At 75.2% G+C, this 16,389-nt stretch carries 5 protein-coding genes and 1 other RNA gene; 5 read left to right on the top strand and 1 reads right to left on the bottom strand.

Going from position 1 to position 16,389, the window contains the following annotated elements:
• The first annotated feature begins 72 nt into the window (after positions 1–72).
• Positions 73–828 (top strand): polyphosphate--glucose phosphotransferase, encoded by a 756-nt coding sequence (gene ppgK / locus D4B81_RS06570; RefSeq protein ID WP_122261637.1) that lies wholly within the window; start codon positions 73–75, stop codon positions 826–828.
• Positions 829–907: 79 nt separating this feature from the next.
• Here the strand turns inward: ppgK and D4B81_RS06565 are convergent, their stop codons facing one another.
• The gene (locus D4B81_RS06565) at positions 908–2,365 is read right to left on the bottom strand and encodes a GuaB1 family IMP dehydrogenase-related protein (RefSeq protein WP_122261636.1); all 1,458 of its coding nucleotides are present in this window, start codon (positions 2,363–2,365) and stop codon (positions 908–910) included.
• Between the two features lie 74 nt (positions 2,366–2,439).
• Here D4B81_RS06565 and D4B81_RS06560 point away from each other — a divergent pair, with 74 nt between their 5' ends.
• The 4 genes from D4B81_RS06560 to D4B81_RS06545 all read left to right on the top strand — a co-directional run bounded on the left by D4B81_RS06560 (position 2,440) and on the right by D4B81_RS06545 (position 16,379).
• Positions 2,440–3,099 carry an MBL fold metallo-hydrolase gene (locus tag D4B81_RS06560; protein WP_122261635.1) on the top strand — a complete coding sequence of 220 codons (660 nt, stop codon included), beginning with the start codon at positions 2,440–2,442 and terminating at the stop codon, positions 3,097–3,099.
• A gap of 26 nt (positions 3,100–3,125) precedes the next feature.
• Positions 3,126–3,510: RNase P RNA component class A (gene rnpB, locus D4B81_RS06555), an RNA gene on the top strand.
• A gap of 120 nt (positions 3,511–3,630) precedes the next feature.
• On the top strand, positions 3,631–4,263 hold the full coding sequence (locus D4B81_RS06550; protein ID WP_122261634.1) for a 4'-phosphopantetheinyl transferase family protein: 633 nt from the start codon (positions 3,631–3,633) through the stop codon (positions 4,261–4,263).
• A complete protein-coding gene (locus tag D4B81_RS06545; RefSeq protein ID WP_122261633.1) occupies positions 4,260–16,379 on the top strand; it encodes a non-ribosomal peptide synthetase/type I polyketide synthase in 12,120 nt (4,039 codons plus the stop codon). Before D4B81_RS06550 ends, D4B81_RS06545 begins: the two co-directional genes overlap by 4 nt.
• The last annotated feature ends 10 nt before the right edge of the window (positions 16,380–16,389 follow it).

Raw genomic sequence — 16,389 nt, 5'->3', positions numbered from 1 at the left:
GCGTCCCCTCCTGGGCCCTCTCCGGCTGGACCTGGGCGGACAGGGGGGCGCGCACGGCATACCCTGTCCGGCATGGCCAACCATGTGCTCGGCATCGACATCGGCGGCAGCGGGATCAAGGGAGCTCCTGTCGACCTCGGCGGGGGGGAGCTCGCGGCCGAGCGCCGCCGCGTCGAGACCCCGGAGGGAGCCACCCCGGACGACGTCGCAGACGTGGTCGAGGAGCTGGTCGCGGCGTTCTCCGACGACGTGGGGAAGAAGGCCCCCATCGGGATCACCCTCCCCGCCGTCGTGCAGCGGGGCGTCGTGCGCTCCGCCGCCAACATCGACCGGTCCTGGATCGACACCGACGCGGACGCCCTGTTCACCGAGCGCCTGGGACGGCCGGTGCACGTGGTCAACGACGCGGACGCGGCCGGGGTCGCCGAGGTGCACTACGGAGCCGGGCGGGACCAGAAGGGCGTCGTCCTGCTGACCACCCTCGGCACCGGTATCGGCTCGGCGCTCTTCGTCGAGGGCGTCCTCGTGCCCAACACCGAGCTCGGTCACCTGGAGATCGACGGGCACGACGCCGAGAGCCGGGCCGCCAGCAGCGCCCGGGAGCGCGAGGACCTCTCGTGGAAGGAGTGGGCCAAGCGCCTGCAGCGCTACTACGAGACGGTGGAGGCGCTCTTCTCCCCCGACCTGATCATCGTCGGTGGCGGGGTGTCGAAGAAGGCCGACAAGTTTCTGCCGCTGCTGTCGCTGCGCGCCCCGATCGTGCCGGCCGAGCTGAAGAACGAGGCGGGCATCGTCGGCGCCGCCTGGCACGCCGAGCACCTCGGCTGACACCCGGACGCCGTCCGTGCGGGCCCGTCGGTGTGTCCGTGCGGGCCCGTCGGTGGGTGCGGACTGCCCAGCCCCGCCCTCACCAGGAGGTGTGCCGGGGGCGTCCCTCCTCGTAGCCGGCGGCGCCCTGGACCCCGACGACCGCGCGGGTGTGGAACTCCCCGATCGTCCGGGCACCGGCGTAGGTGAACGCCGAGCGGACGCCGGAGACGATCTGGTCCAGCACGTCCTCGACACCCGGGCGCAGCGGGTCGAGGAACATCCGGCCCGAGGAGATGCCCTCCTCGAAGAGCTCGGAGCGGGCGCGGTCGAAGGCGGACAGGTCGCGGGTGCGGTTGCGGACCGCCCGCGCCGACGCCATACCGAAGGACTCCTTGTAGGCCCGCCCGTCCGCGTCCCGCATGAGGTCACCCGGCGACTCGAGCGTGCCGGCGAACCACGAGCCGATCATCACCGAGGCCGCGCCGGCCGCGAGCGCGAGGGCGACGTCGCGGGGGTACTTCACCCCGCCGTCGGCCCACACCTGCGCCCCGAGACCGCGGGCGGTCTCCGCGCACTCCAGCACGGCCGAGAACTGCGGCCGGCCGACCCCGGTCATCATCCGGGTGGTGCACATGGCGCCCGGCCCGACCCCCACCTTGACGACGTCCGCCCCCGCGGCCACCAGGTCCTCGACCCCGCCCCGCGAGACGACGTTGCCCGCGACGACGGGCACCCGGTGCCCGGTCGCGGCCTCGTGCGCGTCACGCGCGGCGAGGACGTGCGGCAACGCCTCGAGCATCTTCTCCTGGTGCCCGTGCGCGGTGTCCACGACCAGGACGTCGGCACCGGCGGCGAGCAGCTCGGCCGCCTTGCCCGGGACGTCGCCGTTGATGCCGACCGCCGCCCCGACGCACAGCTGGCCCTCGGCGTCCAGGGCCGGCCGGTAGATGGCCGACCGGAGCAGCCCGGTCCGGGTCACGATGCCGCGCAGCAGCCCGCCGGCCACCACGGGGGCGAGCTCGACGCGGTTCTCCTCGAGCTGCTCGTAGGCAGCGCGCAGGTCCACGCCGTCCTCGAGCACCAGCCGCGGCTCGCTCATGACGTCACCGACCGAGGCGAACCGGTCGACCTCCCCCGTGTCGGACTCGGTGACCAGACCGATGGGCCGCCCCGCCTCCACGACCACCGCGGCGTGGTGCGCCCGCTTGTGCATGACCGACAGGAGCTGCGCCACCGGGGCCGAGCGCTCGATGACGATCGGCGTCTCGTAGACGGAGTGGCTGCCCTTGACGCGCTCGACGGTCCGACGGACCTCGGGCAGCGGGATGTCCTGCGGCAGCACCGCGACGCCTCCCCGCCGGGCGACCGTCTCGGCCATCCGGCGCCCGGCGACCGCCGTCATGTTGGCGACGACGACCGGCAGGGTCGTGCCCACGCCGTCGGCCGTGCCCAGGTCGACGTCGAGCCGGGAGACGACCGCCGAGCGGGACGGGACCATGAACACGTCGGCATAGGTCAGGTCGTGAGTCGGCTGCGTGCCGTTGAGGAACTCCACGGGCGCCTACGCTACCCGGCCCCGGACGGGCCGAGCCCTCGCGCGGACGGTGGGTGGCGGCATACCGTCGGGGTATGCAGCTCACCTCGCTCGGCCACGCCTGCCTCCTCGTCGAGTCCGCCGACCAGCGCGTGCTGGTCGACCCCGGCAACTTCTCCGACGTGGGCGGGCAGCGTGACCTGACCGCCGTCGTCGTCACCCACCAGCACCCCGACCACTGCGACCTCGAGCAGCTGCCGGCCCTGCTGCGCGCCAACCCTCGGGCGCGCGTGCTCGTCGAGCCGCAGACCGCGGAGGTGCTCGCCCGGGAGGGCCTCGCCGACCGGGCGGAGCGTATGTCGACCGGCCAGGTTCTCGAGCTCGGTCACCTCCGCGTGACGCCCGTGGGCGAGGTGCACGCCGAGATCCACCCCTACCTCGACCGGATCGGCAACGTCGGGGTCGTCCTCAGGTCGGAGGGCGAGCCCTCGGTCTACCACCCGGGCGACGCGCTCGACGGGGAGCCGGGCGACGTGGACGTGCTGTGCGTGCCGGTCAGCGCCCCGTGGGGCAAGGTGTCCGAGACGATCGAGTTCGTCCGGCGGATCGGTCCGGCGCGGGGGGTGGTCCCCATCCACGACGGGCTCCTCGTCGACGCCGGGCGGGCGATCTACCTGAAGCACATCGAGGCCTACGGCGCCGACGGCGGGGTCGAGCTGATCGACCTGCGCGACGCCGGCCCGACGGTGCTCTGAGCGGCGCTAGACTGGGCGGTCGTGGATGAGTCGGCCAGGCGGCCGCGTCGGGCCCCGAGAGGGTGCCCGCCGAGGAACGTCCGGGCTCCACAGGGCGAGGTGATGGCTAACAGCCACCCGGGGTGACCCGCGGGACAGTGCCACAGAAAACAGACCGCCCACCGCCCCGGCGGTGGGTCAGGGTGAAACGGTGGTGTAAGAGACCACCAGCACGTCAGGTGACTGGCGTGGCTCGGTAAACCCCACCTGGAGCAAGGCCAGACAGTGCGTGTCCGAGGGCTGCCCGCCCGAGCGCACGGGTAGGCCGCTGGAGGCGACCGGCAACGGTCGTCGTAGATGGATGGTCGCCACCTCCGCAGTGCCGGTGACGGCGCGGAGGGACAGAACCCGGCGTACCGGCCGACTCATCCACACCACCCCTGCCAATCTGCTCGGCCGTCAGGTCGGCGTTGCGCTACGTTGCTCTCGTCCGAGCGAGCAACCGTCGGGACCGTGCCTGGGGCAGGTCCCCCCGCGGCGAATGGTTGACCAATGGCGAGGAGTGCCGGGGATCCCGACACGCTCGTCCGCGTCCGACGCTGCCCGGACCTGTCGGTGGACGCCCTGGACGCGCTGGTCCGACGTCTTCCGACCGTCGAGCGGTCGCGGGTCGCCGCGTTGCTGCGGCGCGAGGACCGTCTGGCGTCCGCCCTCGGCTGGGTCCTGATGCAGGACCTGACGGCGGGCCGGGGCGCGCCGCTGCGCCGGGGCCCGGACGGCCGCCCCCGCACCGACCCTCCCCTCGACGTCTCGATGTCGCACAGCGGCGGCTGGGTCGCAGCCGCGCTCAGCGCGGCCGGGCGCGTGGGGATCGACCTGGAGACGGTGCGCCCCGTCTCCCCGTCGCTCGTCCGACGCTGCCTGTCGCCGCCCGAGCTGTCCTGGGTGGACGAGGTCCCGGCCGGTCCCGCGTGGCACCACCGGTTCTTCCGGCTGTGGACCGCCAAGGAGGCCTTCCTCAAGGCGACCGGTGCCGGGCTGGGCCAGGACCCCAGGACCGTCGGCGTCGACTGCTCGGGGGCGGCACCGGCACTGCTCGGGGAGCTGGCCGGCTCGTGGACCCTCACCAGCACCTCCCCCGCCCGGGACGTCCTCGTCACGGTCTGCACGGAGCGCCCCGCATGAACCGGGAGCGCACCGTCCTGGACCTGCTCCTGGACGCGGCACGCGACCGGGCGGACCAGGTCATCGTGCAGGTCGACGGCGAGGGCGCCGAGCGCACGCTGACCCACCGGGGGCTCCTCGAGAGCTCGCTCCGGGTGGCCGGAGGCCTCATGTCGGCCGGCCTGGCGCCCGGTGCGCCCGTCATCGTCCTCCCGACCGACTCCGGGTCCTTCCTGCCCGCCTTCTGGGGTGCCCTGGCCGCCGGGCTCCTGCCCGTGCCGCTGGCCCCCGTCCCGGACAGGGTCCTGCCCGTGTGGGGCCACCTGGGCCGACTGCCGCTCGTCGTGGACGCCACGCTGAGGTCGCAGCTGGGGGGAGGCCTGACAGTCGGTGAGGAGGGGAGCCTGGCGCTGCTCGACATCGCCACGCTGCAGGCCTCGCCCCCGGTCGCGGACGTGCACGTGGCCGCTCCGACCGACGTCGCGTTCCTCCAGTTCTCCTCCGGCAGCACGGGGACACCCAAGGGGGTCCGGCTCACGCACGCCAACCTCCTCGCCAACATCGAGCAGGCTCGGACCGCGGGGGCGGCGAGGGCGGACGACGTCCTGGTCACCTGGCTGCCGTACTTCCACGACATGGGCCTCATCGGCGCCCACCTGACCCCGCTCGCGGTCGGCATGAAGCAGGTGACGATGGGGGCCGCCGACTTCGGCAAGCGCCCCGTCCTGTGGTACCAGACCGCCACCCGGCACCGGGCCACCCTGCTGCCGATGGCCAGCTTCGCGCTCGACCTCACGCTCCGGAGGGTGTCCGCCGACCAGGTCGCCGCGCTCGACCTCAGCACCGTCCGGCTCGTCGGGGTCGGTTCGGAGCCGATCCCCTCCCGCGCCTGGCGGCGTTTCCGCGAGCACCTGCGGCCCGCGGGCCTGGACCCCTGGGCCCTCGTGCCGCTGTACGGCCTCGCCGAGGCGACGGTCGCCGTGACCTTTCCTCCCCTGGGCGAGCTCGCAGAACCGCTCGCCCTGGACCGGCAGGCGCTCGCGGACGGCCGTGCCGTCGACGTGGACGTGGACGTGGACGTGGGCGAGGAGCTGACACCCGCCGACGAGCACCGGGCGCACCCCGTGGAGCTCATGGACGTGGGCGTCGCGGTCCGCGGCGGCGAGCTGCGGATCGTCGACGACGACCGGAACGTCGTCCCTGACTCCGTGGTGGGGCAGATCGAGTACCGCGGCCCGAACGTCGCGGCCGGATACCACGACCGACCGCAGGAGACGGCCGAGACCTTCGTCGACGGCTGGCTGCGCACCGGCGACCTCGGCTTTCTCCGAGCCGGACGGCTCTGCGTGACCGGTCGCGCCAAGGACGTGCTCTTCGTCAACGGGCAGAAGTTCCACGCCCACGACCTGGAGCAGGTCGTCACCGCGACGCCCGGGGTGCCCCCAGGCCGGGTCGCCGTCGTGGGCTACCCCGACCCGATCACCGCCTCGGAGCGGGTCGCCGTGTTCCTCACCGCCCGCGCTCCGGACCTCGACGCCGCGAGCGCGGTCCTCCTGGCCGTCCGGACCCGGGTGCGCGAGGCCCTGGCCCACCCGGACGTGCTCGTGCTCCCCGTCCCGCCCGAGACCTTCCCCCGCACGACGAGCGGCAAGATCCGCCGGGGCCGGCTGCGCGAGCTCCTGGTGGCCGGCGAGTTCGTCACGCTCGAGCAGGACGTGGCGGCCGCGTGCACCACCGGCCCACCCCCGACCTCGGCCGCTCCGACGGCCCGGGGGGAGGTCGAGGCGCTCGTCACCGACATCTGGGCCCAGGTCCTGCAGGTGCCGGCCGGCATCATCGGGACCGACGACCGCTTCCTGGCCATCGGCGGCTCCTCCCTCACCGCGATGCAGGTCCTCGGTCGGCTCGAGGAGGTCTTCGGTGGTCCGCTGGAGCCGGCCCTGCTCCGCGACTGCGCCACGGTGGGCGCGCTCACCGACCATCTTCTCGACCGGGGCGACCGGGCTCCCGGCCCCGACCGGGGCGAGGTCCCTGCTCCTGCCGAGGTCGCTGCTCCTGCCGGGCCGGCGCGCGACCGGGCGGTGGCGTCACCGGCGGCCGTCGTCGGGCTGGCGTGCCGTCTCCCGGACGCGGACTCGCCGGAGGAGTTCTGGGCCAACCTCGTCGCCGGCCGGGACAGCGTCACCGAGGTGCCGACCTCCCGCTGGCAGGTGCCGGATGGGGCTCGCGCCCGCTGGGGCGCGTTCCTCGACGACGTCGCCGGGTTCGACGCGGACTACTTCGGCCTCACCCCCGCCGAGGCCGCGGTGACGGACCCGCACGCCCGCCTCCTGCTCGAGGTCGCCCACGAGGCGCTCGAACGGGCCGGGTATGCCGGGGCTCGCCGCCGTGGCCGTCGCATCGGCGTCTTCGTGGCGGTGGGCGAGAGCGGCTACCCGGAACTGCTCCGCCGGGCGCTGGACGACGGGCTCGCGCCCTCCGCCGCAGCCCTCGTGGGCAACCTCCGCAACCTGGTCGCCGCCCGGGTGGCTCACCACCTCGACCTGTCCGGACCCGCCATGGTGGTGGACACGGCGTGCTCGTCCGCGCTCGTCGCGCTGCACCAGGCGCGACGCAGCCTGGAGGCCGGCGAGTGCGACCTGGCGGTCGTGGGCGGGGTGCACCTGAACCTCACGCCGACGACCCACCAGCTGCTGGAGGCCGCGCAGGCGCTGTCCCCGACGGGCCGCAGCCGCGCCTTCAGCGCCGGGGCCGACGGCTTCGTGCCGGGCGAGGGCGCGGCTGCCCTCGTGCTCGAACCCCTCCCGGACGCACGGGCCGCCGGCGACCGGGTGCTCGCGCTGGTCCGCGGGAGCGCGGTCAACAACGACGGCCGCTCGCTGAGCCTGATGGCGCCAAACCCGCTGCTGCAGGAGGCGGTGATCGGGGCGGCATACCGGGACGCCGGCATCGACCCCGCGACCGTCAGCTACGTCGAGGCCCACGGGACCGGCACCGCGATCGGCGACCCGATCGAGGCGCGGTCCCTGATGCGCAGCTTCCCTGCCTCGGACGGGCCGCGGTGGATCGGCTCGGTCAAGACCAACGTCGGGCACCTGCTCAACGCGGCCGGTATGCCGAGCCTGCTCAAGGTGGTGCTCTCTCTCCACCACCGCCGGCTCCCGCCGTCCCTCCACTACTCCGGGCCCTCGCCGGAGTTCGACCTCGCCTCGGCCGGCCTCTCCGTCGTGACCGAGCCCAGGCCGTGGACCGGTCCGCCGCCCCTGCGCGCCGGCATCGACAGCTTCGGCTTCGGGGGGACCAACGCGCACGTGATCCTGGAGCAGGCCCTCGACGAGCCCCCGCCCGCCGACGGTGGCACGAGCCCCGGTCCCCACCTGCTGACGCTCTCGGCCGCGACGGAGGGTGCGCTGCGGGTGGCGGCCGCGGACCTGGCCGCCCACGTCCGCAGCCACCCGGACCTCGACGAGGACGACGTCTGCCGCAGCGTCGCCACCGCCCGGGACCCCTCCCGGCACCGGCTGGGGATCGCCGTCCAGGGCGATCTCGCCTGGCGGCTGGAGGAGGTCCTCGGGCGCGGCACGGTGGGGGTGGAGGCGCGCCGGCGGCCGCGGGTGGCGCTCCTCTTCCCCGGGCAGGGCTCGCAGGTCCCCGGCATGGGCGCCTGGCTCCACGGGTCGCAGCCGGCCTACCGGTCCCTCCTCGAGGAGCTGTCCGCCGCGACCGGGCCGGTCGGGCGGCAGGACCTGCTGGGGTGGTCCCTGGACGCTGACGCCGACCCCGAGGAGCTGGCCGACACCGCGGTCGCGCAGCCGCTCGTCGTCGCCTTCGGCATCTGCCTCGCGCACCAGCTGCGCGCGTGGGGCGTCCGCGCCGACGCCGTGCTCGGGCACAGCGTCGGCGAGCTCGCCGCCGCGGGGGTGTCCGGCGCGCTGACGCCCGCGGAGGCCGTCCGCTTCGCGATGGAGCGCGGCCGGACCATGCAGCGGGACTGCGCCCCGGGAGCCATGGTCGCGGTGTCCGGCGCGGAGGCCCAGGTGCTGCCGGTGGTGGACGGGTCCGCCGGGGACCTCTCGCTGGCGGCGCTCAACGGGCCGGGCCGGTTCGTCGTCTCGGGGACCGCGGCGGCCGTCGAGGCGGCCACGGCGCTGTGGGTCGACCGCGGTTGCCGCGTCCGGCGGCTCCGGGTCTCCCGTGCCTTCCACTCCGCGATGATGGACCCTGCGCTGGACGCCCTGCGCGCGGCGGCCCGCGACCTGGGGCCCGGACCGCCCGAGGTCCCGTTGCTCAGCACCGTGACGGGCGAGTGGTCGCCGACCCTCGACCCGGCCTACCTGGCGGACCACGCCCGCCTGCCCGTCCGGTTCGGTCCGGCTGTCGAGCGCCTGCTGCAGGAGGGGTACGACACGTTCGTCGAGGTGGGTCCCGGGATGGCCCTCAGCGCCACCGTGAGCTCCGTCGCCGGCGCCCTGGGCACCCCCGGTCACGTCGAGGTCCTTCCCCTGCTGGGCCCCACCACCCCCGACGCCCGGGAGCTGGTCGGGACGGTGGGCCACCTGTGGGCGGTCGGTGTCCCCGTCGCCCCGCCCCCCGCCGTTCCCGGGCGTCCCCGCGTCGACGTACCCCCCTACCCCTTCCAGCGACGCCGCCACTGGCTGCCCGAGCCTCTCCCCCAGGCTCCCGCCCACGGCAGTGCCGAGCCCCAGGTCTCGGCCCTCCTGCACCCCTTCGGCTGGCAGGAGGCGGCGCTCCCCGCCGGCACGGTCGTGCACAGCGTCTGCCTCGTGGGCGTTCACGACGACCTGGCCGGGCCGCTCGCCGACCGGCTGACCCGCCGGGGAGTGACGGTCCACCGGCCCCCGGTGGAGGCCCTGGCCGACTGCCCTCCCGCCTCCGTGATGGTCCTGCTGGCGGGTCCGGCCGTCGACCTCGACACCGTGCAGGTGCTGGACGACGTCGTGCAGGGTGCGTCCTCCCTCCTGCGGACGGTGAGCAGTCATCTCGCCGGACGGCCCACGCCGCTGGTCGTCGTCACCGAGGACGTCGTCCGGACCGCCGTGACGGTCGAACGTCCGCGTCCGGGACAGTCGGTGCTGGCGGCGCTGTCCACGGCGCTGCCCGAGGAGGACGACTCCCAGGGGGTCCGGGTCGTCGACCTGTCCTCGCTGGACGACCTCCCGGACCGCCTCGAGGCGCTGGTCCGGGAGGTGGACGCGGCCCCCCGCCCCGGGGACGGCGAGTCCGTGGCCTGGCGGGGTGGACGGCGGCTGACCAGGGTGGCCCGTGCTGGCACGGCGCTCCGGCGCGACCGGGACGGGGGGCTGCCCGTCGACGGCCGGTACCTGATCACGGGCGGCGCCGGAGGGGTGGGTTCGGCCGTCGCCCGCCACCTCGCCGCCCGAGGACATCCGAGCATCGTCCTGGTCGGCCGGTCGCCGTCCTGCCGACCGGGGCTCCTCGCGGACCTGGAGCACATGGGTGCCTCCCCGCGCTACGTCTCCGCCGACCTGGGCTCCCCGGCCGACGTCGAGCGGCTCGTCGCCGGGCTCCCGGACCTGGACGGCGTGTTCCACGCCGCCGGCCTCACCCACGCCGGGGCCCTGAGGTCGCTGCCCGCCGAGGCCGTCGAGGAGGTCCTGGCACCCAAGGTCAGGGGCACCCTGCTCCTCACCCGCGCCCTCGATCGCCACGGCCGGCGGCCGTCGACCTTCATGCTCTTCTCCTCCATCAGCTCCGCGCTGCCCGGCTACGCGGGCGGCCAGGCTCCGTATGCCGCTGCCAACGCCTTCCTCGACGCCTTCGCCGCGACGGAGAGCGCGGCCGGCAGGCCGATGCAGTCGCTGAACTTCGCCGCCTGGACGGGGACCGGCATGGCTGGGTCGCCGCTCTTCGCGCTGGCCACCAGGACGCGGGAGGTGCCGCAGCTGGTGCCCGAGGCCGCGCTCCGGGCACTGTGCGACGCACCCTCCGTGACGGCAGCGCAGCTCCTGGTCCTGGAGGCGGCGGGTGGGGCGCCCCACGTCACCGCCCCGCGCGAGCGGGGGGCGGCGGGCGAGCTGTCGAGCCCACCTCCGCCCGAGCCGGCCCGGCCGGCCGGCACGGTCGCCACGCTCGGGACGCGGTCCGCGCCCGGACCGGGAGCCGACCAACCGGGCGTGCGCGACCTGGTCGCCGGTCTGATCGCGCCCGAGATCGGGCAACGGCCCGAGGAGCTGGACGACGACGCGTCCTTCCTCACGATGGGGCTGGACTCGCTGACCGCCGTCGACCTCGTCAAGAGGCTCGAGGAGGTGCTGGGTCGTGCGCTCCCGACGACGCTGCTCTTCGAGCACCCCTCGGTCGCCGAGCTGACGGTATACCTCTCGTCCTCCCCGCTCCCCCGGGGAGGGCCGGTGGGACGGTCCGACGACCCCGCGCCCCGGGCGGCCGGGGCTGCGGCCGGGCAGGACCCGCAGGCGGGGGCGCAGGAGGACGAGGGGGAGGAGGCGACCTTCGGGGTGACGCCCGTGCAGCAGGCGTTCCACACGACAGGGGTGCTGCATCCTGGCGTCGCCGCCTACGCCTGCGTGCGGCTCACGCTGTCGAGACCGCCCGACGAGACGCTCCTGGCACGCTCTCTCGCCGTCCTGGAGGACCGCCACCCCATGCTGCGCATGCGGCTGCGCCCGGACGGAGCCGACCTGCACCAGCTGATCGGGACCCCTGCCGGGGACGTCCGCCCCGGGTGGTTCACCGTGTCCGACCTGGACCGTCCGGTCGAGGACGTCGAGGACGCGCTCTGCAACCGCACGTTCGACCTCCGGACCGAACCGCCGATCCGCGTCGCGCTCCTGCGGGAGGACGCCGGGCGTGCTCACCTCGTGGTGGTCGTGCACCACGCCGCGGCGGACGGAGGCAGTCTGCACGTCCTGTGCGAGGAGCTCTGGGACGTCTACACCGCGCTGGGCGAGGGACGGCCACCCGACCTGCCCCCGCTGTCGTCGGTTTTCCGGGACCAGGTCAGGGTCAGCGCGCAGGGCCGCGGCTCGGAGGCCTTCCGCACCGACGTGACGTACTGGCGGGAGCGGCTCGGGGCAGCGACTCCCCCGGCCCCCCTCCCGTACGACGGGGACCCGACCGCCGACCCGGCGCCGCCGCTGCGAGCCTCCCAGCTCGCCCTCCCGGCCGCGGTCACGGACGCGCTGCGGGTCCGGGCCGCGGAGCACGACGTCTCGCTCTTCCACCTGGTGCTGTCGGCCTACGTCCGGCTGCTGGCCGACCTGTCCGGCCGACCCGAGGTCACCGTCAACGTGGCGCGGGCAGGGCGCGACGCGCGCCTCCCCGGCATCGACCGGGTCGTCGGGCCGTTCGCGGACACCCTTCCCCTGACCGTGGCCATCACGCACGACGAGGCCCCCGGGGACCTGGCCCGGAGCGTGCGCCGGGCCTGGCTGGAGACCGAGACGCACGGCAGCGTCAGCTCGCTCGACCTGGCCAGGGCTCTGCCCGCGGTCGACGCCGTCCCGCGCACGGCGGCGGCTGCCAGCTTCAGCTTCGCGCGCTTCCCCCTCCAGGCCCCCGCCGGCTGCCCGGTCAGGGTCACCGCCACCGCGGCGCGGACCGCGTCCGCCGCGACCCGGCTGAGCCTGGTCTGCTGGGAGTTCGCCGGCTCCCTGCACCTCTCGTGGAACTACCCGGCGCGCCTGTTCACCCCGGCCACCATCGACCGTCTCACCGACGAGCTGCTCGCCGGGCTGACCTCCGTGGCGGGGCTCGCTCCTGCTGGCGCGGCACCGTGGGGGCTGGCCGGCCGGATCCTCGAGCAGTGCCGACGGGCACCCGACGCGGTGGCCGTCCGGAGCGACGAAGGGACGACGAGCTACGCCGAGCTCGAGCACCGCGCGCGCGGGGTCGCCCGGCGTCTGCGCCGTGAGGGGGTGCGGCCGGGCGACCGCGTCGTGCTGCTGACCACGCCCGGTGCGGACACGGTCGCGGGCCTCGTCGGCATCCTGTGCTGCGGAGCGTCCTGGGTGCCGCTCGACCCGCGTCACCCGTCGCCCCGCCTCGCGGACCAGGCTGCACGCACCGCCGCCCGGGCGGTGGTCTGCCACGCGGCCACGCGCCGGCTCGCCGACGGGATCCCGTCGGTGTCCGTGGTCGACCTCGACGAGCTCGCCGACGACGGTGCACCCGGGTCCCCCGACCTGCCGGACGCCCCCGTCCGACCGGAGGACGAGGCCTACGTCATCTTCACCTCCGGCACCACGGGCCGGCCCAAGGGCGTCCCCGTGACCCACCGGGCCCTGACGGCATACCTCGACTGGGCCATCAGGACCTTCGGGTACGTCACCGGGGACCGGATGGCCGCCACGGCCAGCAGCTGCTTCGACGCCTCGGTGCGGCAGCTGCTCGCCCCCCTCCTCGTCGGCGCCACGGTCGAGGTGATGGCACCCGACGTGCTACGCGACCCGCAGTCGCTCCTCGCGGAGGTGGAGCGGCGCAGGGTCACCGTCTGGAGCTCGGTGCCGACCCTGTGGCGCGAGCTCCTGCGCGCCTCCGAGCGCCGCGCGGCCGGCACCGGGTCCCCCCCGGACCTGGGCTCGCTGCGCTGGGTCCACGTCGGGGGCGAGCCGCTCCCGGCCGACCTGGTGCGCCGCTGGTTCGACCTCTTCGGCACCGCTCACCGGGTGGTCAACCTGTACGGCCCCACCGAGGCCACGATCAACGCCACCTACGAGGTCGTCGACGCACGGCCCGACGACGCGGTCACCCGCATCCCGATCGGCCGGCCCGTCGCAGGCACCGTGGTCGACGTCGTCGGGGCGGACGGGAGCAGCTGTCCGCCCGGGGAGCCGGGGGAGCTGCTCCTGGCCGGTCCAGGGGTGACGGCCGGCTACCTCGACGAGCCGGAGCTGACGGAGAGCGCATTCGTCGAGCGGTCCGGGACCCGGTTCTACCGCACCGGCGACCGGGTCGTGCGTCGTGCCGACGGGCGGCTGGACCTCCTGGGACGGACGGACCGGCAGGTCAAGATCCGCGGTCACCGGGTGGAGCCCGCCGAGATCGAGGCGGTGCTGGAGGGGCACCCCGGGCTCGAGCGTGCTGCGGTGCTGCCGGAGGCGGTGGCCGCCGGCGGGGGGCCGAGGCTGGTCGCCCACGTCCAGCCTCGACGCGCACCCTCGGACAACGGTCGGGCGGGTGACGTCGACGTCGAGGGCCTGCGTGAGCACCTCGCCGCACTGCTGCCCGACTACATGGTGCCCTCCCGGATCCGGCTGGTCGACGACCTGCCGCTGACGGCCGCCGGGAAGATCGACCGCGGAGCCCTGCCCGCCGTCGACGCGCTCGACGTCACGGCCGGCGCGGGAACAGGTGCGGACCTCGCGCTGACCGCGACCGAGGCGCTGCTCGCGGACGTGTGGGGTGCCGTCCTCGGGGTCGCGGTGTCCCGGGACGACGACTTCTTCGCCCTCGGCGGGGACTCGATCGCCGTGCTCGACGTCTTCGCCCGGCTGGAGCCGCACGTCCCGGTGCTCCCCGCGCCGACGCTGATGTACCGCCACCGCAGGCTCGCGGACCTCGCGACGGCCGTCGACGCCTGCGTCGCCACCTCCGCGACCGACGCGGGGGACCCCACCGGGGGGCGCGGCGCGGTGCCGACTCCCGACGCCGGCGAGTCACGGCATACCCACCCCCTCGAGCCCTTCCCGCTGACCCCGGCCCAACGAGGCTTCCTGCTCGCCGAGGCGCTGTCCCCCGACGCCCGGTCGAGCTGGGTGAGCTGCTTCCGCGTCCACGGCCCCCTGGACACCGTGCTGTTCCAGCGGGCGACCGACCTCCTGGTGGCCCGCCACCCCATGCTGCGCACGGCTCTCCTGCCTGACCGTCGACCGCCCCTGCAGCGGGAGGTGCCTGAACCGTGCACGATCACCGTCGGGACGGAGCAGGTCGAGCCCGAGCACCTGGCGTCACGGGTGGCCGAGGAGCGCCGCCACCGGTTCGACCCCTCCGGCTGGCCCCTGGTGCGCCTCCACCTCCTTGAGCTGGCGCCGCAGGAGCACGCGCTGCTCGTGCACGGCCACCACGCCGTCGCGGACGGCTACAGCGTCGTCCTGCTGGCCAAGGACCTCATGGCGCTCTACGACGCTCTCGCCACAGGGAGTCCCGCCGAGCTGCCCCCGTTGCGCCGCACGTTCCGCGACCACGCCGCTCTCCTCGCCCGGGGGGAGACCGGGTCGGGAGGGTCGGAGCTGGCGGGTGCGGGGTCGGCCCCCTACGCCGCACCCCGGCTACGCTCCCCGGACGCGCCCCGTGACGCGGAGGGGAAGGCTCCCCTGCGGCGGACCTTCCTCCTCGACGGCAGCACCGCCGGCGCGCTCCGCCGGCTGGCGACGGAGGAGGGGGCGACCCCGTACGCCCCGCTGCTGACCGCCTTCTTCCGTGCGTTGGCGCGTCTCACGGGCCAGCCGGACCTCGTGGTGGGGGTCGCGACGACCGGACGCGACCACCCGTCGCGGGACATCACCCGGATCGTCGGCCCCTTCGCGCACCTCGTGCCCGTCCGCCTGGCCGGGGAGGGCACCGTCCGGGAGCAGCTGCGCGCCGTCAGCCGGTCGGTGACCAGCGCGCGCACCGGGGGGGCCACGATGCACGACCTCGTCGGTGCGCCTGCCGCCCACGGGGGCGGCCCGTCCTCCTTCGGGGCGCAGTTCGCCTTCAGCTACCTGGACTTCGGCTCGCTCGGCGCGATCACCGGACGCACGCTGCGCCTCGTCTGGGACCCGGAGGGGGGTGACATGGAACCGCCCCCGATCGGCACCGACCTGTTCCTCAGCGCACGTCCCCACGACGACGGGCTACGGGTCACCCTGCGCGCCGCCGTCGACGTCCTGAGCGAGGACAGGTGCGAGGTGGTGGCGGAGGGGCTCCGTCGCGATCTGGTCGCCATGGCTGCTCACCCACCCCGTACGGGGCGGGCTGGGGGCCCGCTGACCGCGGAGGCCGGAGGAGAGCGGGGACCGGGCGTGCCGTCCGGGGTGCTCGACGCGGCGATCGTGGGCTACCTGCCCGCGCCGGGCGACCTCCTCGCCCACGTCGGTATGCCGTCCTCGCGCGCCTCGCGGGAGGCGATCCGCGCCCACCTGTTCACCGACGGGCGGGCGCGGCTCCTCGAGCAGATCGACTCCCCGCTCGGGAGCTCCGGTTTCCTCTGCCTTCCCCTGTTCGCCGACGAGCTCGCCGGCCGGGCAGGGACAACCCTGTCGGCGGAGACCGCCAGGGCGGTCGAGCACGCCGCCGACCTGGGTGCCCGGTGCGTCTCGCTCGCGGGCATGATCCCCTCGCACACGGCCTACGGCCTGGGGGTGGTCCGCCGGCTGGACGGCAGGGCGGTCCGGGTGTCCACGGGCCACGCGGCGACCGCTGCCTCGGTCGTGATGACGACCGCCGCCGCCCTGGAGCAGGCCGGGGTCGACCTGGACGGGTGCACCGTGGCGGTCGTCGGCCTGGGCTCGATCGGACGGTCCTCCCTGCAGCTGCTCCTCGACCGAGCGGGGTCACCCGCGCGCCTGGTGCTGTGCGACGTCCCCGGCCGGCGCGAGCACCTGACCGAGCGCGCCGCGGAGCTCACGAGCGCCGGCTACCCGGGTCAGGTCGTCGTGACGTGCACGGACCCGTCGCCGGCCCCGGAGGTCTACGAGGCGGACCTCATCGTCGGCGCCGTCAGCGGCGGCCCGCACCTGGTCGACGTCGACCGTCTGCGCCCCGGCACCGTCGTCGTCGACGACTCCTTCCCGCACTGCTTCGACGTGGGGGCCGCACGGCGCCGCATGGCCGGGGCGGGCGACGTGCTCGTCGTCGGCGGGGGTCTGCTGAGCTGTGGACCGGTCGAGCGGCGGCCGGTGGCAGGCGTCCTCGACGACGCCCAGCGTGCCGGGGTGATGAGCCTGCGCCTCCCGGACAGCATCCCCTCGTGCCAGCTCGAGTCGTTGCTGCAGTCCCGGCACCCGGACCTCCCCCTGGTGCACGGCGTGGTCGATCCGGCACTCGCGCTCGCCTACTGGGACGCGCTGGTGTCGACGGGGGTCACGGCGGCTCCGCTGCACCTGGGGAACGAGGTGGTGCCGACGTCATACCTGCGGGCCTTCCGGGGGCGCTGACCCGCGCCAC

It is taken from the genome of Ornithinimicrobium cerasi (assembly GCF_003702705.1).
GTDB lineage: Bacteria > Actinomycetota > Actinomycetes > Actinomycetales > Dermatophilaceae > Ornithinicoccus > Ornithinicoccus cerasi.
Note: the sequence above shows the minus strand (reverse complement) of the source record. Positions and strands in the feature narration are given on the sequence as shown.